Origin of the sequence: Streptomyces melanogenes (genome assembly GCF_014649795.1) — a bacterium.
GTDB lineage: Bacteria > Actinomycetota > Actinomycetes > Streptomycetales > Streptomycetaceae > Streptomyces > Streptomyces noboritoensis.
In genome coordinates, this window is record NZ_BMTS01000002.1 from 58,403 (window position 1) to 80,242 (window position 21,840).

The 21,840-nt window shown below is 72.1% G+C and carries 17 protein-coding genes; 11 read left to right on the forward strand and 6 right to left on the reverse strand.

The features are described 5' to 3' along the window. Window positions 1–454: 454 nt before the first annotated feature. Window positions 455–1,948, reverse strand: a complete 1,494-nt coding sequence (locus tag IE252_RS04160; RefSeq protein WP_190087915.1) for an MFS transporter — start codon at window positions 1,946–1,948, stop codon at window positions 455–457. Between the two features lie 138 nt (window positions 1,949–2,086). Between IE252_RS04160 and IE252_RS04165 the strand changes: the two genes are divergently transcribed. After that, window positions 2,087–2,818: a TetR/AcrR family transcriptional regulator C-terminal domain-containing protein gene (locus IE252_RS04165; RefSeq protein WP_190087916.1), complete on the forward strand. Its 732-nt coding sequence runs from the start codon at window positions 2,087–2,089 to the stop codon at window positions 2,816–2,818. Here IE252_RS04165 and IE252_RS04170 read toward each other — a convergent pair. Further along, window positions 2,815–4,038, reverse strand: a complete 1,224-nt coding sequence (locus IE252_RS04170) for a cytochrome P450 (RefSeq protein ID WP_190087917.1) — start codon at window positions 4,036–4,038, stop codon at window positions 2,815–2,817. The genes IE252_RS04165 and IE252_RS04170 overlap by 4 nt on opposite strands. A gap of 271 nt (window positions 4,039–4,309) precedes the next feature. Further along, window positions 4,310–5,116 carry a diacylglycerol kinase family protein gene (locus IE252_RS04175; RefSeq protein WP_190087918.1) on the reverse strand — a complete coding sequence of 269 codons (807 nt, stop codon included), beginning with the start codon at window positions 5,114–5,116 and terminating at the stop codon, window positions 4,310–4,312. A gap of 143 nt (window positions 5,117–5,259) precedes the next feature. Between IE252_RS04175 and IE252_RS04180 the strand changes: the two genes are divergently transcribed. Beyond that, window positions 5,260–6,543 (forward strand): adenylosuccinate synthase, encoded by a 1,284-nt coding sequence (locus IE252_RS04180; protein ID WP_101389009.1) that lies wholly within the window; start codon window positions 5,260–5,262, stop codon window positions 6,541–6,543. Between the two features lie 224 nt (window positions 6,544–6,767). Here IE252_RS04180 and IE252_RS04185 read toward each other — a convergent pair whose 3' ends face one another. Beyond that, a complete protein-coding gene (locus IE252_RS04185) occupies window positions 6,768–7,901 on the reverse strand; it encodes a serine/threonine-protein kinase (RefSeq protein WP_190087919.1) in 1,134 nt (377 codons plus the stop codon). A gap of 116 nt (window positions 7,902–8,017) precedes the next feature. On the opposite strand from IE252_RS04185, the gene IE252_RS43905 reads away from it, so the two are divergent. Continuing rightward, window positions 8,018–8,488 carry a hypothetical protein gene (locus tag IE252_RS43905; protein ID WP_190087920.1) on the forward strand — a complete coding sequence of 157 codons (471 nt, stop codon included), beginning with the start codon at window positions 8,018–8,020 and terminating at the stop codon, window positions 8,486–8,488. Continuing rightward, the gene (locus tag IE252_RS04195) at window positions 8,473–9,261 is read left to right on the forward strand and encodes a bestrophin-like domain (protein WP_190087921.1); all 789 of its coding nucleotides are present in this window, start codon (window positions 8,473–8,475) and stop codon (window positions 9,259–9,261) included. Before IE252_RS43905 ends, IE252_RS04195 begins: the two co-directional genes overlap by 16 nt. 51 nt (window positions 9,262–9,312) lie before the next feature. Here the strand turns inward: IE252_RS04195 and IE252_RS04200 are convergent, their stop codons facing one another. Both IE252_RS04200 and IE252_RS04205 read right to left on the reverse strand, forming a co-directional pair. Next, a complete protein-coding gene (locus IE252_RS04200; RefSeq protein WP_190087922.1) occupies window positions 9,313–9,861 on the reverse strand; it encodes a hypothetical protein in 549 nt (182 codons plus the stop codon). A gap of 132 nt (window positions 9,862–9,993) precedes the next feature. Continuing rightward, window positions 9,994–11,778 (reverse strand): serine/threonine-protein kinase, encoded by a 1,785-nt coding sequence (locus IE252_RS04205; protein ID WP_190087923.1) that lies wholly within the window; start codon window positions 11,776–11,778, stop codon window positions 9,994–9,996. Window positions 11,779–12,296: 518 nt separating this feature from the next. Here IE252_RS04205 and IE252_RS04210 point away from each other — a divergent pair. The 7 genes from IE252_RS04210 (at window position 12,297) to IE252_RS04240 (ending at window position 21,770) form a co-directional block, all read left to right on the forward strand. Next, window positions 12,297–13,658 carry an aspartate aminotransferase family protein gene (locus tag IE252_RS04210; RefSeq protein ID WP_190087924.1) on the forward strand — a complete coding sequence of 454 codons (1,362 nt, stop codon included), beginning with the start codon at window positions 12,297–12,299 and terminating at the stop codon, window positions 13,656–13,658. 147 nt (window positions 13,659–13,805) lie between these two features. Continuing rightward, complete coding sequence (locus IE252_RS04215) at window positions 13,806–15,515, forward strand: ABC transporter permease (RefSeq protein WP_190087925.1); 1,710 nt, start codon at window positions 13,806–13,808, stop codon at window positions 15,513–15,515. A 26-nt stretch (window positions 15,516–15,541) separates the two neighbouring features. Then, a complete protein-coding gene (locus IE252_RS04220; RefSeq protein ID WP_190087926.1) occupies window positions 15,542–16,822 on the forward strand; it encodes an ABC transporter ATP-binding protein in 1,281 nt (426 codons plus the stop codon). An 86-nt stretch (window positions 16,823–16,908) separates the two neighbouring features. Beyond that, window positions 16,909–17,574, forward strand: coding sequence for a GntR family transcriptional regulator (locus IE252_RS04225; protein ID WP_190087927.1), 666 nt, complete (start codon window positions 16,909–16,911; stop codon window positions 17,572–17,574). Further along, the gene (locus tag IE252_RS04230) at window positions 17,571–19,982 is read left to right on the forward strand and encodes a dolichyl-phosphate beta-glucosyltransferase (RefSeq protein WP_229847989.1); all 2,412 of its coding nucleotides are present in this window, start codon (window positions 17,571–17,573) and stop codon (window positions 19,980–19,982) included. The genes IE252_RS04225 and IE252_RS04230 overlap by 4 nt, the downstream gene beginning before the upstream one ends. A 167-nt stretch (window positions 19,983–20,149) precedes the next feature. After that, a complete protein-coding gene (locus tag IE252_RS04235) occupies window positions 20,150–20,800 on the forward strand; it encodes a putative DNA-mimic protein (protein ID WP_101389000.1) in 651 nt (216 codons plus the stop codon). Window positions 20,801–20,906: 106 nt separating this feature from the next. After that, the gene (locus IE252_RS04240) at window positions 20,907–21,770 is read left to right on the forward strand and encodes a class I SAM-dependent methyltransferase (protein ID WP_190087928.1); all 864 of its coding nucleotides are present in this window, start codon (window positions 20,907–20,909) and stop codon (window positions 21,768–21,770) included. The last annotated feature ends 70 nt before the right edge of the window (window positions 21,771–21,840 follow it).

Here is a 21,840-nt window from a genome sequence, read left to right on the forward strand (position 1 = left end):
AGGGGGCGAGGGTGGTTTTCCCGGGGGCTACGCCCCGGACCCCTTGGGCGGGGCCTGCGGCCCCTGCACCCCGCTTTCGGGCTGCGCCCCGGGCCCGTGCAGGGGGTGGGTGGGCTACTGGGGGCTTCGCCACTCGGACCCCGTTCGTCTGCGGGCCGTCCCCAACTGGTCGCGCAGTTCCCCGCGCCCCTGAATGGCTCGGCTTCGCCATCGCCATCGGCCGTACCCCTTCAGGGGCGCGGGGAACTGCGCGAGCAACCCACCGCGACCCGCAGACGAAAGAAGCGGGGCGCAGGGGCCGCAGGCCCCGCGACGGGGTCCGGGGCGAAGGCCCGAGGGGGTGCAGGGGCGCAGCCCCGCCCGGGGTCCGGGGGCCCAGCCCCCGGGAACGCACCTCCGCCCCCTCCCACCCCCGGAGGGTTTAGGGAAGGGGCGGGGTGGGGGCCCGACCAGGTCAGGCCGCGAGCTCCGGCTCGCGCTCCGGCGTCGCCACCCGCGAACCATCCCGCATCAGCAACCCCGCCAGCACCGCCGCCACCAGCACCCCGATCCCGCTCACCGCGAACGTCGTCGACATCGACGAGGTGAAGGCCTCGTGAGCCGTACGTACCAGGGACTGGTCACCACCGGCCACAGCCAGCGCACCCGCGATCGAGTGCCGAGCCGCATCCGGCGCGTCCGACGGCATCTCCGACGCGAACCCGCTCGACAGCATCGAGCCGAGGATCGCGATGCCCAGCGCCGTACCGGCCTGCTGGATCGTGTCGTTGAGCGCCGACCCCACCCCCGCCTTGTCCGCCGGGATCGTCCCCATCAGGGCGCCGACCGCAGCCGGCATCGCCAGGCCCGCGCCCAGGCCCAGCAGGCCGAGGGCGATCGCCGGGACCGTGAAGCCCGAGGACGCGGTGACCGTGGTCAGCAGGGCGAAGGACGAGGACATCGTCAGCATGCCGGCCACGATCAGCCACCGGTTGCCGATCTTCGCGGCGGCCTGCGCCCCCACCGTGTTGCCGACCAGCGCCGTCACCGCCAGCGGCACGAACGCCAGGCCCGCCTTGACCGGCGAGTAGCCGAGGACGAACTGGAGGTACTGGGTGAGGACGAGCAGCAGCCCACCCGTACCGATCTGGACGAGCGCCAGCGACACCGAACCGCCGCTGAAGTTGCGGTGCTTGAACAGGACCAGCGGCACCATCGGCGCGGAGGTGACGTTCTCCCAGACCACGAAGCCCGCGAGAGCCACGACCGCGACCGCCAGCGTGACCAGCGAGCGGGACCCGAACGCCCCGTGCTGCGGAATCTCGATGATCCACCAGATCAGCGCGGTCATCCCCGCCGCCGACAGCACCGCGCCCAGCGGATCCGGCTTCTGCCACGGCGCCTTCGACTCCGGCATCAGCAGCAGACCCGCGAGGATGGCCAGCGCCACGACCGGGATGTTGATGAAGAAGATCGAGTGCCAGGAGAAGTGGTCGATCAGTACGCCGCCCAGCACCGGGCTGCCGACCAGACCGAGCATCGACACCGAACCCCACGCCGCCATCGCCTTGCCGCGCTCCTCCTCGTCGAAGACGGTGATGAGGATGGAGAGGGTCGACGGCATGATCAGCGCGCCGCCCACGCCCATCGCCACTCGTACGGCTATGACCTCGCCGGGATTCGTACAGAACACCGCCGCCAGCGACGCCGCCCCGAACAGCAGCAAGCCGATGATCATCACCTTGCGGCGGCCGAACCGGTCACCGAGGCTGCCGGAGGTGAGCAGCAGGCCCGCGAACACCAGGATGTAGGAGTCGAGGATCCACTGCGTGTCCTGGGCACTCGCCCCGAGGTCCTCCGTCATCGACGGCACCGCCACCGTCAGCGCCATGCTGTCGATCACCAGCACCAGCGAGCTGAGGCACAGCACGATCAGGATCCACCAGCGGCGTGGGTTGCGGGTTTCCATGGTTCGTTCCCCTTCTCAGCTGCGCACGTCGTTCTCTCGATGCGCACACTGTACGCAGGGGGGAACAGTGTGCGCAACTGTCTGTCGCTGTACGCTAAATGCGAACGTCGTACGCACGTACCGCCGCGAAGGAGCGTCATGGCCGCCAGGACCACCAAGGCGAACCCCATCCCGTCCGTCTGGGCCCGTCGGGCGCGCGAAGCCGACCAGCCCGCGCTGAGCAGGGCCGCGATCGTCCGCGAGGCGGTCGTGATGCTGGACGCCGACGGCGTCGAGGCGCTCAGCATGCGCAAGCTCGGCGCCCGGCTGAACGCGGGCGCGACCTCCCTCTACCGGCACGTCGCCACCAAGGACGAGCTGATGGAGCTCGCGGTGGACGAGGTGTTCGGGGAGATCGCCGTGCCCGCCGCCGACGGCGCCGACTGGCGGGCCGCCGCCACCGAGGCCGCCCAGTCGTTCCGCGCGACGGCGCTGCGCCACCGCTGGCTGTCCTCGGTCCTCGGCCAGGCGGGCCTCGCCTATCTGGGCCCCAACCTGATGTCGTTCTCCGAGCGGCTCGCCGCGCTCTTCGCGGACGCCGGGTTCCCCGAGCCGGAGCGCGCGATCGAGACGGTCCTGTCGTACGTGATCGGGATGAGCACCACGGAGGCGGCGTGGCTCACCACGGTCGCCCGCTCCGGCGAGTCCGAGGCGGACTTCATCGCCCGCCTCATGCCCGCCGCGCAGCAGGCGGTGGCGGACCACGAGCACCTGGCCGAGGCGTACGCGGCGGAGGTCGTGGACCCGGTCGCGCTGCGCGACGACAAGTTCGCGTACGGGTTGGAGGTCGTCCTGGACGGCTTGGCGCTGAGGCGCCCGAAGGCGTCCTAGACCTCCACTTCGACGGCGGTGAGGCCCCGGATCACGTACCCCGGCTTCCAGCGCGGCTCGGTGACCAGCCGCATGCGCGGGGCCTCGCGCAGCAACAGACCGAAGGACGCGGCCAGTTCGAGGCGGGCGAGGGGGGCGCCGAGGCAGTAGTGGATGCCCGCGCCGAAGCTGACGTGCCGGTTGTCGGCGACCGGACGGCGTACGTCGAAGGTGTCCGGGTCCGCGAACGCGGCCGGGTCCCGGTTGGCGGACCCGAAGAGCAGCGCGACCTCCGCCCCCCGGGGGATCTTCGTCCCCGCGACCTCGATGTCGTCGAGCACCCAGCGTTCGAAGAGCTGCAACGGGGTGTCGTAGCGCAGCAGTTCCTCGACGGCGCCGGGGAGCAGCTTCTCGGGTTCGGCGCGCAGCAGGGCCAGCTGCTCGGGGTGGCGGAAGAGCGTCCACCACGCGTTGGCCGTGGTGTTGACGGTGGCCTCGTGGCCCGCGTTGAGGAGCAGGACGCAGGTGGAGATCATCTCCTGCTCGGTGAGGCGGGTGCCGTCGGTGTCGTGGACGGCGATGAGGGCGGAGACGAGGTCGGGGGCGGGGGTGCGGCGCCGTTCTTGGATCAACTCCCTCAAGTAGGCCGAGAACTCGACCGCCGCCGTAACCGCGCGTGCGGCGGTGTCCTCGTCCGGGTTGAGCTCGTACATCCCGCAGATGTCGGCCGACCAGGGGCGTAGGAGGTGCCGGTCTGCGTCGGGGATGCCGAGCATTTCGGCGATGACGGTGACGGGGAGGGGCTCGGCGACGTCTGCGAGGAGGTCCCCGCCGCCCGCTGCGACGAAGTCGCGTACGAGGCGGGTGGCGATGCGCTGGACGACGGGTTCGAGTTCCTCGACGCGTCGGGGGGTGAACGCCTTCGCCACGAGCCGCCGGATCCGGGTGTGATCCGGACCTTCCTGGTCCAGGATCCCCTGGTCGTTGAGGGTGTGGAAGGGCTCGTGGGCGGGGGATGGGGGCGTACGGCCGAACTCCTCGTGGGTGAAGCGGTGGAGGTAGGTGCGGCCGAGGCGGCGGTCGCGGAGGAGTCCGCTGACGTCGGTGTGGTGGGGGATGAGCCATTGGTTGGTGGGGGTGTGGTGGTGGGCGCGGCCCGCTGCGCGGAGCTGGGCGTACGCGGGGTAGGGGTCGGCGACGAAGCCGGGGTCGCCGGGTCGAAAGTGACGGCTGGTGTCCATGGGTTTCCTTTTCCCCACCCCACCCCTTCCCGAAAGCCCTCTGGCGGGCGGCCGGGATCGTCACCTGCGGGCCGGTGGCGGGCTGGTCGCGCAGTTCCCCGCGCCCCTGAAGAGGTACGGCCGATGGCGATGGCGAAGCCGAGCCATCCAGGGGCGCGGGGAACTGCGCGACCAGTTGGGGACGGCCCGCAGACGAACGCGGACCCCGGGGCGAAGCCCCCCTCCCACCCCCGGAGGGTTTAGGGAAGGGGCGGGGTGGGGGCTGACCACGTCACGGGGGTGGCAGCGTCAGCGTCCACGTCCCCGCCGTCCACGTCCGCGTGCGGACCGGGCCCGCCACCACCTGGCCCGCCCGGTAGCGGAAGCCGTCCCCGGACACCGCCCCCGACACCGTCACCACCCGCGCCCGCGCCCGAACCCCCGGCACCCCCACCCCCCGGGACACCACCACATCGCCCCCCACCCCCACCGACACCCCCACGACCGGACGGTCGAGGTCGGACAGGAGGACCCCGTCCGCCTCGACCCGCAAGCGGTGGGTGACGGACAGGGGCGCCGGTGCCCGCACCAGGGTGCGGACGAGGGAACGGCACGTACCCCAGACGGTCGGGGCGGCAGGACGCACCTCGAGCGGCGGAGCCGGGATGCAGAGGTCGCCGAGGACCACGCCCCCGCTGTCGTCCACCAGGAGGTCGAGGCGGCGTGGCGCGCCCTCCAGGACCGCCCGGGCCGCCGCCACCGCCCCCGTCGGCACCCCCAGTGACCTGGCAAGTTCCACCAGAGGGGCGGTCCCCACGGGCACGATCGCCAGGCCGGAGGCGCAGACATCACCGCAGACATCACGTTCCCGCTGCAGCAATGTCACAGTACGTAGCAGTGCCCGGTCGTCACCCACCACCACGGGCCGCCGCGAACCCCTTCGCGCAAGGGCACGCGAGAACTCCTCCACCCCCTCCGGCCAGCATATTTTCGCCTGTGCACCCGCACACAGCACATCTTTCGCGATCCGCACGGACTCGCCGTCGATACGGCGGGCGACCGGGTCGATGACCACCAGTAGCTGGTCGGCAGCCGACACTTCGGTCCTTCCTCGGGTAGCATCTTTGTGCAAGAGCCCCTTGCGCTATTGCGCCAGGGGCTTCGTCTATTCCGGGGCACATTGGTGAGGCGGCGACAAGCCCCTGACCTTGGACATGCCCCGCCCGGAAGGGGTGTACGCCTGTGCCCGCACTTGTGCTGCTCGGTGCTCAGTGGGGTGACGAGGGCAAGGGAAAGGCCACCGACCTGCTCGGTGGATCCGTTGACTATGTAGTGCGCTACCAGGGCGGCAACAACGCCGGCCACACGGTCGTCGTAGGCGACCAGAAGTACGCGCTGCATCTTCTCCCTTCCGGGATCCTCTCGCCGGGGTGTACCCCGGTCATCGGCAACGGAGTCGTCGTCGACCCGGCGGTCCTGCTCTCCGAGCTGAGCGGGCTGAACGAGCGCGGCGTCGACACGTCCAAGCTGCTCATCAGCGGTAACGCTCACCTGATCACGCCGTACAACGTCACCCTCGACAAGGTGACGGAACGGTTCCTCGGCTCCCGCAAGATCGGCACCACCGGTCGCGGCATCGGACCGACCTACGCGGACAAGATCAACCGCGTGGGCATCCGCGTCCAGGACCTGTACGACGAGTCGATCCTGATGCAGAAGGTCGAGGCGGCGCTGGAGTCCAAGAACCAGCTCCTGGCCAAGGTCTTCAACCGGCGCGCGATCGAGTCCGAGAAGATCGTCGAGGAGATGCTCCAGTACGCGGAGCAGATCAAGCCGTTCGTGGCCGACACGACGCTGATCCTCAACGACGCGATCGACGACGGCAAGGTCGTCCTCTTCGAGGGCGGCCAGGGCACGCTCCTCGACGTCGACCACGGCACGTACCCCTTCGTGACCTCGTCGAACCCGACCGCGGGCGGTGCCTGCACGGGTGCGGGCGTGGGCCCCACGAAGATCAGCCGCGTGATCGGCATCCTCAAGGCCTACACGACGCGCGTCGGCGCGGGCCCGTTCCCGACCGAGCTGTTCGACCAGGACGGCGAGGACCTGCGCCGCATCGGCGGCGAGCGCGGTGTGACCACCGGCCGTGACCGCCGCTGCGGCTGGTTCGACGCGGTGATCGCCCGTTACGCGACCCGGGTCAACGGCCTCACCGACTTCTTCCTCACCAAGCTCGACGTCCTGACGGGCTGGGAGCAGATCCCGGTCTGCGTGGCGTACGAGATCGACGGCAAGCGCGTCGAGGAGCTGCCGTACTCGCAGACCGACTTCCACCACGCGAAGCCGATCTACGAGATGCTGCCGGGCTGGTCCGAGGACATCACCAAGGCCCAGACGTTCTCGGACCTGCCGAAGAACGCGCAGGCGTACGTGAAGGCGCTGGAGGAGATGTCCGGCGCGCCGATCTCCGCGATCGGCGTCGGCCCCGGCCGGACCGAGACGATCGAGATCAACTCGTTCCTGTAGGAGCGGGGTTCGCCCGGGCGGGCGGGGCCGTCGGGATACGTTCCCGTCGGCCCCGCCCCCTTTTTTTTGGCCCGGTGTCCGTCTGCGGACCGTGCTGGGTTGCTCGCGCAGTTCCCCGCGCCCCTAGAAGCCCCCCTGCGGGGCGCCCAGGGGATTGCCGCGGAGCGGCATTTTTAGGGGCGCGGGGAACTGCGCGACCAGCCAGCCACGGTCCGCAGATGAACTCAGGTGACGGTCCGGACTACGAACCAGGCGACGGCGGCGGCGACGGCGAGGACCGCGAGGGCGACCAGCAGGGCGGTTCTGCGGCGTGTGCGCCTGCGTGAGCCCCACGCGGGGCCACGGGGCAGACTCGCCCGGTGCGGCGGCGGGGACGGCGCGGGCTCGCTCGCGGACCACGGCAGCGGAGGCGGCGGATCCGGACGGTGGCTGTCCTCGGGAACGGGCGGCAGATACCGGCGCCGGTACCCGGGAGACACGACGGACTCCCCCGACCGCACCGCGTACCGGGCGAGTTGAGCCGACACCTCCCGGGGCAGCCAGGACTGCCCCGGGCTCCCGCTCGCCAGATACCCGGTGAGCTGCCCCGGCGTCGGCCGCCGCGCCGGATCCTTGTGCAGGCACGCCCGTACGACGGGCAGCAGGGACGCCGGAACGCCCACCAGGTCCGGCTCCTCGTGGACGACGCGGCGCACCAGCGCCCCGATGTCGCCGTCGGGCAGGCCGAAGGCCATCCGCCCGGTCGCGGCGTACGCCAGCACCGTCCCCAGGGAGAACACGTCCGCGGCGGGGGTGACCGGCTCGCCCCGGAACTGCTCGGGTGCCATGAACCCTGGGGTCCCGACGATCACCCCGGCGCCCGCAGAGGCCTCCATCGCGCGCGTGATCCCGAAGTCGATGACGCGCGGCCCGTCCATGGCGAGCAGGACGTGGGACGGCTTCAGATCACGGTGGCGCAGGCCCGCGTCGTGGATGTCGTCCAGCGCCCGCGCGAGCCGGTCGGCGAGCACGAGCAGCGTCGGCTCCGGCAGCGGCCCGAAGCCCCGCTCCACGACGTCCTGGAGGCTGGGCCCCGCCACGTACGCCGTCGCGATCCAGGGGATCTGGGCCTGCGTGTCCGCGTCGAGGACGTACGCGGCCCACGCTCCGCCGACGCGCCGCGCGGCCTCCACGTCCTGGCGCAGCCGCTGCCGGAACGCGGGATCGGCAGCGTACGGCTCCCGTACGAGTTTGACGGCAGCCGGCCGGCCGTTCAGCGACTCGCCCAGGTACACCCGCCCCATACCCCCGGCCCCGAGCCTGCCGAGCAGCCGGAACGGGCCGACGCGATGGGGATCCTCCGCCAACAGGTCGTCCATGACGGGATCGTGGCACAGCGGGGGCCGGTGCGACAGGTGATCGGGCGGGGTCGCCGCCGGGGGGCTTCGCGGCCCGTAGGCCGTATCGCCGGGCCCAAGTGATCGTTCTGCCAGGCGTGATCACCCGTCAGCTGCTCCTCTGTCTCGGCGCGACCGTGGCACTGAACCCGCTCGCCGCGCAGCTGTACGCGGGCACCGGGCAGTGCCCGGTGGGCGTGGGCCCCGTCCCGCCGAGGGTGGCCGCGCCCGCACCGGCCGCGCCCCCCGTGGTGCGGCGTGAGCGCCCTGAGGCCGGGCCGCCCCCGCCCCAGATCGGCGTACCGACGTCCCGCCCGCGCCCGCCGCAGCCGGTGCTGCCGCAGGTCGTGCCCGTGGTGCCCGTGCCGCCGCCCGCCGCCAAGCCCCCCGCCCACCCGGCCGTGCACCACCTCGCGCACCCCTACCGCTCCGCCGCCCACGCCCGTCCCGCCCCCGCCGGGTTCTCCACGGTCACGCTGATGCTCGTCGTCACCACCCCCGCCGTCCTGGCCGCCGCCATCCTCCGCCCCCGATCCCGTTCCGGAGCCCGCCCGTGTCGCAATGGCTAGTACTCCTCGCCGCGTTGGTGCTCGTCTGCGCCGTCGTCCTGACCGTCACCGTGCTGCGCCACCGCCGTGTGGCCGACGCCGAGGACCCCAGTGAGACGCCCGACGTCATCGAGTACATGGTGATGATGGTCGGCGTCGTGTACGCCATCGTGCTCGGCCTCGCGATCGCGGGCGTGTGGGAGGCCCGAGGGGCGGCCGAGGACTCCGTGCAGCGCGAGGCCCAGGCGCTGTACGAGGTCGGCCAGCGGGTCGACGTGTACCCGCCCGCCGTGCGCGACCGCATCCGGAACGAGATCGGCGCGTACGCCGCCCACACCGTGTCGGCCGAGTGGCCCCTACTGGTCCAGGGTCAGGAACCGTCGCCGGACGGAGCCGCGCTGCTCGCGGCCGTACGCACTGACGTCACCCACCGCGCGCCCGCCAACGACCTCCAGGCGCAGGCCTATCAGCCGCTGCTCGACCAGATCGCCACCGCCGACGACGCCCGGCACGCACGGCTCGACAGCGCCGGTTCCACGCTGCCGGGGGTCGTCTGGTTCGGCCTCGTCGCCGGGGCCGTGGTGACGATCGGGCTGATCTTCACGCTCCAGATCCGCCGCTCGGCGAGGGAGTTGCTGCTCGCCGGGATCTTCAGCGGCCTGATCGTTTTCCTGCTGTTCCTGGTCTGGAGCTTCGACGCGCCGTTCGGCAGGTCGGGTACGGAGTCGGCGGACCCGTTCCGCGAACTCGTCCCCAGCGTGACCGCCGCTCAGGCGGCCCACCCGACGAACTGAGCGAGGCGCCGCCCCCGTAGGGACGGCGCCTCGTCGCTCACGTGGCCGGGGTCAGCAGCCGGGGGAGTTCCAGTCGCTGCCCCGCACCCCGCCCGTGGAGTAGTCGTGTTCGGCCGTGTCGCCGGTCATATGGCAGCCCCGGGCGGTGTTGGTGATGTCCGCGCGAGCGTGGAACCACTTGTTGCTCGTCCAGGCGTTCCAATGCCCGATCCAGACGTGCGGGGACTCCACGTTCGCGCCGTAGTTCTGGGCGGGGACGTTCGTGAGGAACGTGATGTGGTAGCTGCCGTCCGGGTCGTAAATGGCCACGCCGATGTTGGCGTTGAACGGCTGCTGGTAGGGCGTGTAGCGCGCGAACGCCGCGTAGCAGCCCTGGTCGTAGAAGTGCTGGATGGTGCCGATCCGGGTGGTGGGAACGCGGTTGTCGTAGAGGCGCTCCTGGTCGATCAGCAGCAGGTTGCTCGATCGGCAACCGGTCTCGGCATCGGAGCCCGCCGCATGCGCGCCCGTCGTGTTGACGGCCGTCAGCGCCAGCGCGGCGAGCGCGAGCCCGGTGGCGCGCTTGGCTCTCGAACTGGTCCGCAGTCCACGTACCTTCATGGGTTCTCCCCCTCGAATACGGTGATGTAGCCGGTATCGGGGGACAGCCTGGCCGCGCTCCTCGCCGCCGAACCGCTTTCCGCTGTCCAAGATCGTCCAAGGTCGTCCCAACCCGTTGGGACAGCGGTGTTCCTACTGCGCCTCCGACGCCTTGTCGTACGTCAACTGCTCCCCCGTGTCGTCGTTCTGGCGGCGCAGGCGGCCGTCCGGGAGGACCGTGAGGGTGGTGGCCGCGCCCGGGGAGCAGGACGTGGTCGGGCCGGACTCGACCGTGGAGGGGCCGAGGCGGAGGGGGGCGTCGGGGGTGGACGGGGTGGCGGTGAGGGGCGCGCGGAAGACGCAGTGGTAGGTGCCGCCGCCGTCCAGCGGGCCGTCCGCCGTGAGCGTCATGACCTGGTCGCCGACCTTGCCGGGGCGGATGACCAGATGGCGGTTGTTGAGGCCGGAGTCGTTGGCGATCGAGCCGGACCAGGCGCCGAGGTACTGCTGGGGGATGTCGCCCGGGGCGCTTGCGCTGGGAGAGGCGGACGGACTTTCGCTGTCGCTCGAACTCGGCGTGGTGGAAGGCTCCTTGGAGGCCGACGGGCTCGCCGACGCCTTGTCGTCCTTCTTCTTCTCCAGCGGGTCGTTCATGTACGCGTACACCGCGCCGCCCGCGCCGACCGCCACCACCAGCGCCACCGCGATCAGCGCGATCGTCGACTTGGCGTTGCGACGCGGCGGCTCCTCGGGGGGCGGGGGCGGGCCGTAGCCGTAGGGGGCGGGGTTGGGGTGCGGGTAGCCGTATCCGACGGGCTGGTGCGGGGGCGGGTAGCTGTGGGCGGGGGCGGGCTGGCCGCCGTTGGCCCAGGGCGGGGGTGCGGGGGCGGCGTAGCCGGGGCGTGCGAGGCCGGAGCTTCCCGTTCCGTTGGGGGAGATCTCGGTGGGGGTCGGGGGCGTCGGGGCCGGGCTGCTCGGCGGGAGTGCGGGCATCGGGGGCGGGGGCGGGACCGGGGTCTGGGCCGTGCCGCCCTCCGGGTTCTCGACCTCCAGCAACTGCACGGCGTGGCTGCCGAGTTCGGCGATCAGGGGGCCGGGGAGCCACGGGCCCGTCGACGCGTCCTCGGGGCCGAGGCGCTCCAGGATCGCGGCGAGCGCGGGGCGGTCCTCGGGGGTCTTGTGCAGACAGTCCCGTACGAGCTCGCGCAGCGCCTCCGGCACCCCGTCCAGCTCCGGCGGCTCCTGCGCGATCCGGAACATCAGCGCGTGCACGCCGCTGTCGCTCCCGCCGAACGGGAGCTTCCCGCTCGCGGCGTACGCCAGCACCGAGCCGAGGCAGAAGACGTCGCAGGCGGGGGTGATGCGGTCGCCTCGGACCTGCTCGGGGGCCATGAAGCCGGGCGATCCGACGAGCGCGCCGGTGCGGGTCAGGCCGCCGTCCGTGACGGTTTCCAGTGCCCGGGCTATGCCGAAGTCGATGACGCGGGGGCCGTCGATGGTGATCAGGACGTTGGAGGGCTTGAGGTCGCGGTGGATCAGCCCGGCGGTGTGGATGTCCTGGAGGGCGTGGGTGAGGCCGCGGGCGAGTACGCGGACGGAGTGCTCGGGGAGGGGGCCGTGGGTCTTGGAGACGATGGTGTGGAGGCTGGGGCCGGCGACGTAGCCGGTGGCTACCCAGGGGGTGGGGGCGTCGGTGTCGGCGTCCAGGACGGGGGCGGTCCATTGGCCGCCGACGCGTCGGGCGGCCTGCACCTCTTGGCGGAAGCGGCCCCGGAACTCCTCTTTCTCGGCCAGCTCCTGTCGTACGAGCTTGACGGCGACGGTCCGTCCTCGGTCGGAGCGGGCGAGGTAGACCTGGCCCATTCCGCCTGCGCCGAGGCGCGCGAGTATCCGGTACGCGCCGATCCTCTGCGGATCCCCGGCCCCCAGCTTGTCCATGGCGCCCGCCGCCCTCCCCCGATCGAACGACCGTCAACGGGCTGAGGATAGTGGGCCTCCGGCGGGGAGGCCCCCACCCCGCCCCTTCCCGAAAGCCCTGGGCGGGCGGCCGGGTGCTTCGTCTGCGGACCGTGGTGGGCTGGTCGCGCAGTTCCCCGCGCCCCTTATGGGGGCCGGTCTTCGTCTGCGGGCTGTGGTGGGTTGCTCGCGCAGTTCCCCGCGCCCCGGAGGGGATACGGGCGGCGGCGATGGCGAAGCCGAGCCTTTTAGGGGCGCGGGGAACTGCGCGACCAGCCACCTACGGTCCGCAGGGGAACGCGAAGCGGGGTGCAGGGGCCGTAAGCCCCGCAACGGGGGTCCGGGGGCGTAGCCCCCGGGAAACCACCTCCACCCCCACCCACCCCCGGAGGGTCTGGGGAAGGGGTGGGGTGGGGGCTCGACACCCTGCCGAGCCACGCCCGCCACGCCATACAACCTGGCCATCCCCACCCCCACCTGCCACTCCCTACCCTGGCCCCATGACCCCTCATGTCGACCCCGACCCCCGGACCGGCGCGGCCGTCAAGGCCGCCGACCGTGCGCACGTGTTCCACTCCTGGTCCGCCCAGGGCCTGATCGACCCGCTCGCCGTCGCCGGCGCGGAGGGCTCGTACTTCTGGGACTACGACGGCAACCGCTACCTCGACTTCACCAGCGGCCTCGTCTTCACGAACATCGGGTACCAGCACCCGAAGGTCGTCGCCGCCATCCAGGAGCAGGCCGGGAAGCTCGCCACCTTCGCGCCCGCCTTCGCCGTCGAGGCCCGCTCCGAGGCCGCACGCCTCATCGCCGAGCGGACCCCCGGCGACCTGGACAAGATCTTCTTCACGAACGGCGGCGCCGAGGCCGTCGAGAACGCCGTCCGGCTGGCCCGGCTGCACACCGGCCGCCACAAGGTGATGAGCGCGTACCGCTCGTACCACGGCGCCACCGCCCAGGCCATCAACCTCACCGGCGACCCCCGCCGCTGGGCCTCCGACACCGGCTCGGCCGGAGTCGTACGCTTCTGGGCGCCCTTCCTCTACCGGTCGGCGTTCTACTCGACGACCGAGGCCGAAGAGTGCGCCCGCGCCCTTACCCACCTCGAAGACACCATCGCCTTCGAGGGGCCCGGCACCATCGCCGCGATCATCCTGGAGACCGTCCCCGGCACCGCCGGCATCATGACCCCGCCCCCCGGCTACCTCGCCGGCGTCCGCGAGATCTGCGACCGGTACGGGATCGTCCTCGTCCTGGACGAGGTCATGTCCGGGTTCGGGCGGACGGGCGCGTGGTTCGCCGCCGATCTGTACGGCGTCACCCCCGACCTCATGACCTTCGCCAAGGGCGTGAACTCCGGGTACGTACCCCTCGGCGGTGTCGCCATCTCCGCCGAGATCGCCGCCACCTTCGACAAGCGGCCCTTCCCCGGCGGGCTCACCTACTCCGGGCACCCCCTCGCCTGCGCCGCCGCCGTCGCCACCATCAACGTCATGGAGGACGAGGGCATCGTCGACCACGCCGCCCACATCGGCTCCACCGTCCTGGAGCCGGGGCTGCGCGACCTCGCCGCCCGCCACCCCTCCGTCGGCGAGGTGCGGGGGACCGGCGTCTTCTGGGCCCTTGAGCTGGTCAAGAGCCGGGAGACGCGCGAGCCGCTCGTCCCGTACAACGCCGCTGGCCCCGACGCCGCCCCCATGGCCGCCTTCGGTGCCGCCTGCAAGAAGAACGGCGTCTGGCCCTTCATCAACATGAACCGCACCCACGTCGTCCCGCCCTGCAACATCACCGAGGCCGAGGCCAAGGAAGGCCTCGCGGTGCTGGACGAGGCGCTGTCCGTCGCGGACGAGTACACCGTCTGAGCCGCTGGTCACGCGCAAGTACGGCCCGGGAGCCCCCGCCCCGGGCCGTACTTGCGTATGCGCGCAATAATGTGCCAGGCTGCCGACCGGAAGCGGCCGGTGTGTTCCACAACGGGCTGAACCTCGCCATACGTACGGTCTATCCAGATGAGTCCACTCGCCCGCCGGTCCCGCTCCCTCTGGACCGACCTCGTGGTCGCCGCCGCCGTCCTGGTGCTCGGCTATCTCGTCCTGCGGGCCGGCAAGGGCGCCACCGTCAACTTCGACCCGGCCGACGTGGCCACCGCCGACACCAGCCCGGCGCGGCTGCCGTACGACGCGGCCCGCTCGCTGCTGCGGATGTTCGCGGCGCTGGGACTCTCGGTCTGCTTCACCTTCGTGTACGCGTACGCCGCCGCCAAGAGCCGCCGCCTTGAGCGGGTGCTGATCCCCGCGCTCGACATCCTCCAGTCGGTGCCCGTGCTCGGGTTCCTCACCGTCGCCGTGACCGGGTTCATCGCGCTGTTCCCCGGGTCCGTACTCGGCCTCGAATGCGCGTCGATCTTCGCGATCTTCACCTCGCAGGCCTGGAACATGACGTTCTCCTTCTACCGGACGCTCACCGCGCTGCCCCGTGAACTCGACGAGGTGTCACGGTCGTTCGGGTTCACCCGGTGGATGCGGTTCTGGCGCGTGGAGCTGCCGTCCGGGGCGATCGACCTGGTCTGGAACGCGATGATGAGCTTCGCGGGCGGTTGGTTCTTCCTGGTCGCCTCGGAGGCGATCAGCGTCGGGAACAGGGCGTACTCGCTGCCCGGCGTCGGCTCGTACGCCGGGGCCGCGATCGCCGAGGGCGACCTCGGGAAGATCGGCTGGGCGATCGCCACCATGGCGGTCATGGTCGTCGGCGTGAACTTCCTCTTCTGGCGGCCGCTCACCGCCTGGGTGGAGAAGTTCAAGAACGAGCAGTCGGAGGCGAGCGAGGTCCAGCGGTCCGTCGTGCTCGACCTGCTGCGCCGGGCCAACGTGCCGACGGCAATCGGGCGTTGGAGCCGTCCGCTGCGGGACGCCGTCGGGCGCGGCGCCCGCGTCTTCGGCCGCGACGACCGGCCGCTCGTCCACGACCCGGCCCGCCGCCGCGCGGGTGACCTGCTCTTCGGCGCGGTGCTGCTCGCGCTTCTCGGCTGGGGGCTGTACGACCTGCTGCGCTACCTCCACCGGCGGACCGGGCTCGGGGTGTTCGGCGAGCCGCTGCTCCTTGGGCTCGCCACGCTCGCCCGGGTCGCCGTGGTGGTGGTCGTGGCGACGCTGGTGTGGGTGCCGGTCGGGGTGCGGATCGGGTTCTCGCCCCGGCTCGCCCGGATCGCCCAGCCCGTCGTCCAGGTCCTGGCCAGCTTCCCCGCCAACTTCCTCTTCCCGCTGGCCATGTGGGTCTTCCTGCGCACCGGTGTGGACATGAACCTGGGCTGCGTCGCGCTGATGGCGCTCGGCGCGCAGTGGTACGTCCTGTTCAACACCGTCGCGGGCGCCATGGCGATCCCGTCCGACCTGCGCGAGGCGATGGACGACCTGGGCGTACGGGGGTGGCAGCGCTGGCGGCGGCTGATCCTGCCGGGGATCTTCCCCGCGTACGTCACCGGCGGCATCACCGCGTCCGGCGGCGCCTGGAACGCCTCGATCGTCTCCGAGGTCGTCACCTTCGGCGGCACGACGCTGACGGCGACGGGCCTGGGCGCGTACGTCTTCCGCGCCACCGAGACCGGCGACCACCCGCGGCTGATCGCGGGGGTGGCGGTGATGAGCCTGTACGTGGTGGTGCTGAACCGGTTGGTGTGGCGGCGGCTGCACGGGGTGGCGCAGCGGCGCTACACGCTCTGACCGATGGCCTTGAGGAGGTTCACGTGATGACCGGAGAAGTGCTGCTCAGCGCGCACGGGCTGACGAAGGCGTACGCCGGGGCCGACGGGGAGCTGCCCGTGCTCGGCGGGATCGACCTGGAGGTGCGGGCGGGCGAGGTCGTCGCGCTGCTCGGCAAGTCCGGGTCGGGCAAGTCGACGCTGCTGCGGTGCCTGGCGGGGCTGGTCCCGGCGAGCTCGGGGACGGTCGCGTACCGGGGGGAGCCGCTGACCGGGGCCAACCCCGGTACGGCGATGGTCTTCCAGACCTTCGCGCTGCTGCCGTGGCTCACGGTCCGGCAGAACGTGGAGCTGGGCCTGGAGGCGAAGGGGGTCGGCCGCAAGGAGCGGGCGCGGGCCGCCGGCCAGGCCATCGACCTGATCGGCCTGGACGGCTTCGAGAACGCGTACCCCAAGGAGCTCTCCGGCGGGATGCGCCAGCGGGTCGGCTTCGCTCGGGCGCTGGTGGTCGAGCCGGACGTGCTGATGATGGACGAGCCCTTCTCGGCGCTGGACGTGCTGACGGCGGAGAACCTGCGCGGCGAGCTGATGGAGCTGTGGGAGTCGGGCCAGTTCCCGACCCGGGCGGTCGTGCTGGTCACGCACAACATCGAGGAGGCGGTGCTGATGGCGGACCGGGTGGTGGTGCTGGGGGCGCGGCCGTACGGGACGATCCGGTCGACGTTCGCGGTGGACCTCCCGCGCCCGCGCGACCGCCGGTCGACGGGGTTCCTGGACCTGGTGGACTCGGTCTACCGGGCCATGACGGGTCGCCCGAAGGACGCGCCCGGCCGCAGCGTGCTGGGCAGCACGCCGCTGCCGTCCGCGTCGGTGGACGGGCTCTCCGGCCTGGCCGAGATCCTCGCCCGGCACGCGTCCGACCGCTCGGACGTGGCGGATCTGGCGGACGGGCTCGGCCTGGAGGTGGACGACCTGTTGCCCCAGATCGACGCGCTGGAGTTGCTGGGGCTGGCGGAGGTTTCGGGGGCGGACCTTGCCCTGACCCCGCTGGGCTCGGCGTTCGCCCGGGCGGACGTCCAGGAGTCCAAGCGGCTCTTCGGGGAGGCGGCGCTGTCGGTTCCGCTGGTGTCGCTGCTGGCGACGAGCCTGACGCGCACGCCGACGCTTCGGCGGGGCTTCTTCCGGGATCTGCTCTCTCACCACTTCACGAGTGAGCAGGTGGAGGGGCAGCTGGAGACGGCGACGGACTGGGGGCGGTACGGGGAGCTGTACGCGTACGACGCCGCGACCGCGACCTACTACTTGCCCCCCACCCCACCCCTTCCCTAAACCCTCCGGGGGATCCGCACCCGCAGGTGGGGAGTCCCCGGCGGGGCTGGCCTATCGTGGGCGGTTACCGAGGAGGGGAGGGCGCCGTGCCCGCGAGTGGAGGCGTGACGCGCAGCACGCTGCGGCAGCAGATCGCCGACGCGCTGCGCGACGAGATACTGGCCGGGCGCCTGCAGCCCGGCGAGGAATTCACCGTCAAGCAGATCGCCGAGCAGTACGGGGTCAGCGCCACCCCCGTCCGCGAGGCCCTCGTCGACCTCACCGCCCAAGGCCTGCTCGACTCCGACCAGCACCGCGGCTTCCGCGTCCATGAGTTCTCCATCGAGGACTACAAGGGGATGGTCGAGGCTCGGTCGCTCGTCGTTAATGGGATCTTTCGGAAGATTACCGAGCTCGGTGCCGCCCAGGGGCCCGCCCTCGTTTCCGTGCGGCGCCGCGCCGAGGAGTGCGCCCGCGCCGCCCGCAGCGGCGACCTCAACATCCTCATCGGCTACGACCTCCGGTTCTGGCGCGAGCTCGGCGCCCTCGCCGGAAACCCGTACATCTCGGACTTCCTGCACCGGCTCCGCATGCAGTGCTGGGTCTTCGCCGTCCCGTACCTGCGCGGGCGCAGTGACCTCAGCGACTGGCTGTGGAACGGGCACGGCGACCTCGTCGACGCCGTGGTCAAGGGCGACGGCGACGCCGCCCACGCCGTGATCTGCGCGTACAACGACCACTCGCTCACCTGGGCGGAGCGGCTGAAGCGGTGACGGACGGCGGCCCCCCCGACCTCTCGGTCGTCGTCCCCGCGTACAACGAGGAGCGGCGCCTCGGCCCGACCCTGGACGCCATCCGGGACCACCTCCACGGCTCGGCGCTCTCCTGGGAGCTGATCGTCGTCGACGACGGGTCCGAGGACGGCACGGCGGACGTGGCGAGGGAAGCGGCCGCCGACCCCCGCATCCGGCTCCTCGCCGCCGACCGCAACCGCGGCAAGGGCCACGCCCTGCGGCTCGGCGTCGCCGCCTCCCGGGGCGCCCGCGTGCTGCTCACCGACGCCGACCTGGCCACCCCCGTCGCCGAGCTCGACCGGCTCGCCAAGGAGCTCGACGGCGCCCAGGCGGCCGCCGCGATCGGCTCCCGCGCCCACCCCGAGGCCGACATAGCGGTCCACCAGGGCCGCGTCCGCGAGTGGCTCGGGCGGATGGGCAACCGGCTCATACGCGCGGTCGCGGTCCCCGGCATCCACGACACCCAGTGCGGCTTCAAGCTCTTCGACGGCGACAAGGCGCGCGCGGCCTTCGCCGACGCCCGCCTCGACGGCTGGGGCATAGACGTGGAGATCCTCCAGTACTTCCGCCGCCACGGCTGGCCCGTGGCCGAGGTCCCGGTCCGCTGGTCCCACCAGGAGGGCTCCAAGGTCGGCCCGGCCGACTACGGCCGGGTGCTCCTCGAACTCGTCCGTCTCAAAGCCCGTTCCGCGAGCCGCGCGAGCCTCGCCCTGTTCGCCCTCTTCCTGCTGTCCTCGGTCCTGCTCTACAAGGACCTCTGGACCGACCTCGGCCACGGCTACCTCGCCGACTCCGGCCAGGACCAGAACCAGTGGGAGTGGTTCTTCTCGGTCACCGCCGACAACGTCCGGCATCTGCGCGACCCGCTCTTCACCACCCTCCAGGGCTTCCCGGACGGGGTGAACCTCATGGGCAACACGCCCATGCTGGGCCTGTCCGTGCCGCTCACACCCGTCACGCTCGCGCTGGGCCCGACCGTCACCTGGGCGCTGGTCCTCACCCTGGGCCTGACCGCCACCGCGTACGCCTGGTACCGGCTCTTCGCGCGCTGGGTGACCGACAATCCATGGGCGGCGGGCCTCGGCGGCGCGCTCGCCGGGTTCGCGCCGCCGATGATCTCGCACGCCAACGCGCACCCGAACTTCTGCGTCCTGTTCATGATCCCGGTGATCGTCGACCGCGCGCTGAGGCTGTGCCGACCGGCCGCGAACGTACGCCGTGACGGCGTGCTGCTCGGCCTGTTCACCGCGTACCAGATCTTCCTCGGCGAGGAGGTCCTGCTGCTCGCCTCGGTCGGCATGCTGCTCTTCGCGCTGTCGTACGCGCTGGCGCGCCGCGGGGTCGTCCGCGAAGCCGGGCCCGCGCTCGCGAAGGGCCTCGGGGTGGCCGCCCTGGTCTGCCTGCCTCTGGTCGCGTACCCGCTGACCTGGCAGTTCTTCGGCAGCCAGAGCTACCACTCGGTGCTGCACGGCGACGCCGCCGGCAACAGCCCGCTCTCGTTCCTGAAGTTCTCCGGGCGGGCGCTGCTCGGCGACGAGGCGACGGCCGACAAGCTGGCGCTCAACAGGACCGAGCAGAACGCGTTCTACGGCTGGCCGCTGATCGCCCTGGCCTTCGCGATCACGGTACGGCTGTGGCGGCACGCCCTGGTCAAGGCGCTCGCGGGCACGGCGGTCGCGGCGGCGCTGCTCTCGCTCGGGCAGAGGATCCGTATCCCCTACACGGACGTCGTCCTGCCCGGCCCCTGGCGGGCCCTCGCCCACCGGCCGCTCTTCGAGTCGGTCATCGAGGGCCGGGTCGGCATGGTCTGCGCGCCGGCGCTCGGCGCGCTGGTCGCGCTGGCGGTCGGCCGCCTCGCGGCGGCGGGCCGGGTGAACCGGTCCGTCGGCCTCGCCGCGGTGGCGCTCGCCCTGCTGCCGATCGTCCCGACGCCCTTCGCGGTGACCGAGCGGGCGCCGGTGCCGTCGTTCTTCGCGGACGGGCTGTGGCGTCCGTACGTGAAGCCCGGCGAGTCCGTGGTGACCGTGCCGCTGCCCGACCCGACGGCCGCCGACGCCCTGCACTGGCAGGTCCGCGCCGACCTCGGCTTCCCGCTGCCCGGCGGCTACTTCAACGGCCCCTGGGGCCCGGACCGCATCGGCATCTACGGCGCCTCCCCGCGCTGGACCTCCAACCTGCTGCGCGATGTGCGCTACGGCGGCGCGATCCCGGACATCGGCGACGCCTGGCGCGCCCAGGCGCGGGCGGACCTGGCGTACTGGAAGGCCGGGCTGGTCGTGCTGCCCCCGCAGGACAACGACGACGCGCTGTACACGACGGTGACCCGGCTGCTCGGCAGGGAGGGACGCCGGGTGGACGGGGTATGGATCTGGGACGTGGGCCGCTGAGCCCGGCGGGTCGGTCGTCATGCGTCTGCTGATACGCGTGTGACGCCTGAGCCGACGGCTTCGCGGCGCGTTGACGCGTGCCCCGCACGGGAGTTGACGGGCGAGCTTCGCGGAGCGTGCTCGGCGGACTACGCTGTCCCGACCATCGCGACCTCGTAAGGAGCCCCGTGGCCTGTGACTTGTGGCTGGTCCCCCTCGTCGACGTGCTGTGCCACAGCCCCGACAACCCGTTCGCCGAGGAGATCGCCTCGTACGACAAGGCACTCGGTGAGGCCGGGCTGCCGCCCGTGCCCGTCTTCGCGTACATGCCCGGCCTGTCGGGCGACGTCGCCCCGGTCGCGGGCTTCGACTACGACGCCCTGCACTTCCTGCGCCGCGCCTACCTCCTCCAGCTCTGCCGCCTCGCCGTGACCCCGGTCGACGAGCTCGGCGGCGACTACGAGCAGCTCCTGGAGATGTTCGAGACGACGGCCCAGCAGTCCCATCTGGTCTGGCACTACGACCACGCGGGCGCGTACGTGCCGGTGGACTTCCACACCCCGCTCGCCAACGAGGAACTGCTGGCCGGGGGCGGTCCGCTGGGCTCCACGCACGGGCTGCTGCGGGAGCTGGAGTTCGTGGCCCCGGCGATCGGGATAGATCCCGTCAACCCGCCGATGGCCCCGGCCCCGCCGGACCGGCCGACCTCGCTCGAGGAGCCGGCGGGCCCGATCCCGTACGACGAGAGCCCCTTCGCACGGGAGCGGCACGTGTGGCTGGGGCTGCACGCGGCGGCGACGCGGTCGCTGGCGCAGGGCTCTATGATCATCTTCAGCTGAGGGGCGGGCTGCTGGGGGCGGGCCGTACGGGGGATGTCGCCGGAGCACCACCGGCCCCACCCCTGACCGTAAACTCCCCGCCACCTGGCGGGAGTAGGACCGGTCCATGTCACAAACGACGGGCGCTCAGAGCGCCGCCGCCCCGGCCCGCTTCTCCGATGTGAAGGGGTGGTTCTGGCCCGCCGACCAACTGCTCTTCGACTGGTTCCTGGCGCGCCAGGAGCGCCAGGAACTCCGTGGTGACCTGCTGGAACTCGGCGCGTACCTGGGCAAGAGCGCGATCTTCCTGGGGTCGTACCTGCGGGAGGGCGAGACGTTCACGGTCTGCGACCTGTTCGACTCGCCCGCGCCGGACGACCCCAACAGCGAGGAGATGGACCGCTCGTACGCGACGCTGACGCGGCGGGCGTTCGAGGCGAACTACCTGTCCTTCCACGACTCGCTCCCGGTCGTCGTCCAGGCACCCACGTCGGTGATCACGTCCCGGGTGTCGGCGGCGTCCTGCCGCTTCGTCCACGTGGACGCGTCGCACCTGTACGAGCATGTGTACGGGGACATCGCGGCGGCCCGGGCCCTGGTCGCCCCCGACGGGATCGTGGCGTTCGACGACTTCCGGGCGGAGCACTGTCCGGGGGTGGCGGCGGCGGTGTGGGGGGCGGTGGCGACGACGGGCCTCCGTCCGATCTGCATCACGGGAACGAAGTTCTACGGCACGTGGTCGGACCCGGAGCCGGCTCGGTCGGAGCTGCTGTCGTGGCTCTCGTCCCGTCCCGACATGTGGCACGGGGTGGAGGAGGTGGCGGGGGCGCCGCTGATCCGGATCGCGGGGAAGAAGGCGGTGGCGCCAACGCCGCCGCGCTCCCGCCACGAGGGGGCCGCGACCCCCTCGACGCCGTCCCCGGCGACGCCCCCGAAGCCGCGAGCGCCCCTGACCCGCCGCTTGGCGAGGACGCTACTGCCGCGCCGCTGAACGGCGGGTTTTTGCCCCACCCCACCCCTTCCCGAAACCCTCCGGGGGTGGGCGGGGGCGGAGGTGGTTT

What these genes read in the sequence shown, in the direction of transcription:
- IE252_RS04160 (WP_190087915.1), bottom strand. Translation starts at nt 1,948, where the DNA reads ATGGAAACCCGCAACCCACGCCGCTGGTGGATCCTGATCGTGCTGTGC.
- IE252_RS04165 (WP_190087916.1), top strand. Translation starts at nt 2,087, where the DNA reads ATGGCCGCCAGGACCACCAAGGCGAACCCCATCCCGTCCGTCTGGGCC.
- IE252_RS04170 (WP_190087917.1), bottom strand. Translation starts at nt 4,038, where the DNA reads ATGGACACCAGCCGTCACTTTCGACCCGGCGACCCCGGCTTCGTCGCC.
- IE252_RS04185 (WP_190087919.1), bottom strand. Translation starts at nt 7,901, where the DNA reads ATGGACGACCTGTTGGCGGAGGATCCCCATCGCGTCGGCCCGTTCCGG.
- IE252_RS04200 (WP_190087922.1), bottom strand. Translation starts at nt 9,861, where the DNA reads ATGAAGGTACGTGGACTGCGGACCAGTTCGAGAGCCAAGCGCGCCACC.
- IE252_RS04205 (WP_190087923.1), bottom strand. Translation starts at nt 11,778, where the DNA reads ATGGACAAGCTGGGGGCCGGGGATCCGCAGAGGATCGGCGCGTACCGG.
- IE252_RS04210 (WP_190087924.1), top strand. Translation starts at nt 12,297, where the DNA reads ATGACCCCTCATGTCGACCCCGACCCCCGGACCGGCGCGGCCGTCAAG.
- IE252_RS04215 (WP_190087925.1), top strand. Translation starts at nt 13,806, where the DNA reads ATGAGTCCACTCGCCCGCCGGTCCCGCTCCCTCTGGACCGACCTCGTG.
- IE252_RS04220 (WP_190087926.1), top strand. Translation starts at nt 15,542, where the DNA reads ATGACCGGAGAAGTGCTGCTCAGCGCGCACGGGCTGACGAAGGCGTAC.
- IE252_RS04240 (WP_190087928.1), top strand. Translation starts at nt 20,907, where the DNA reads ATGTCACAAACGACGGGCGCTCAGAGCGCCGCCGCCCCGGCCCGCTTC.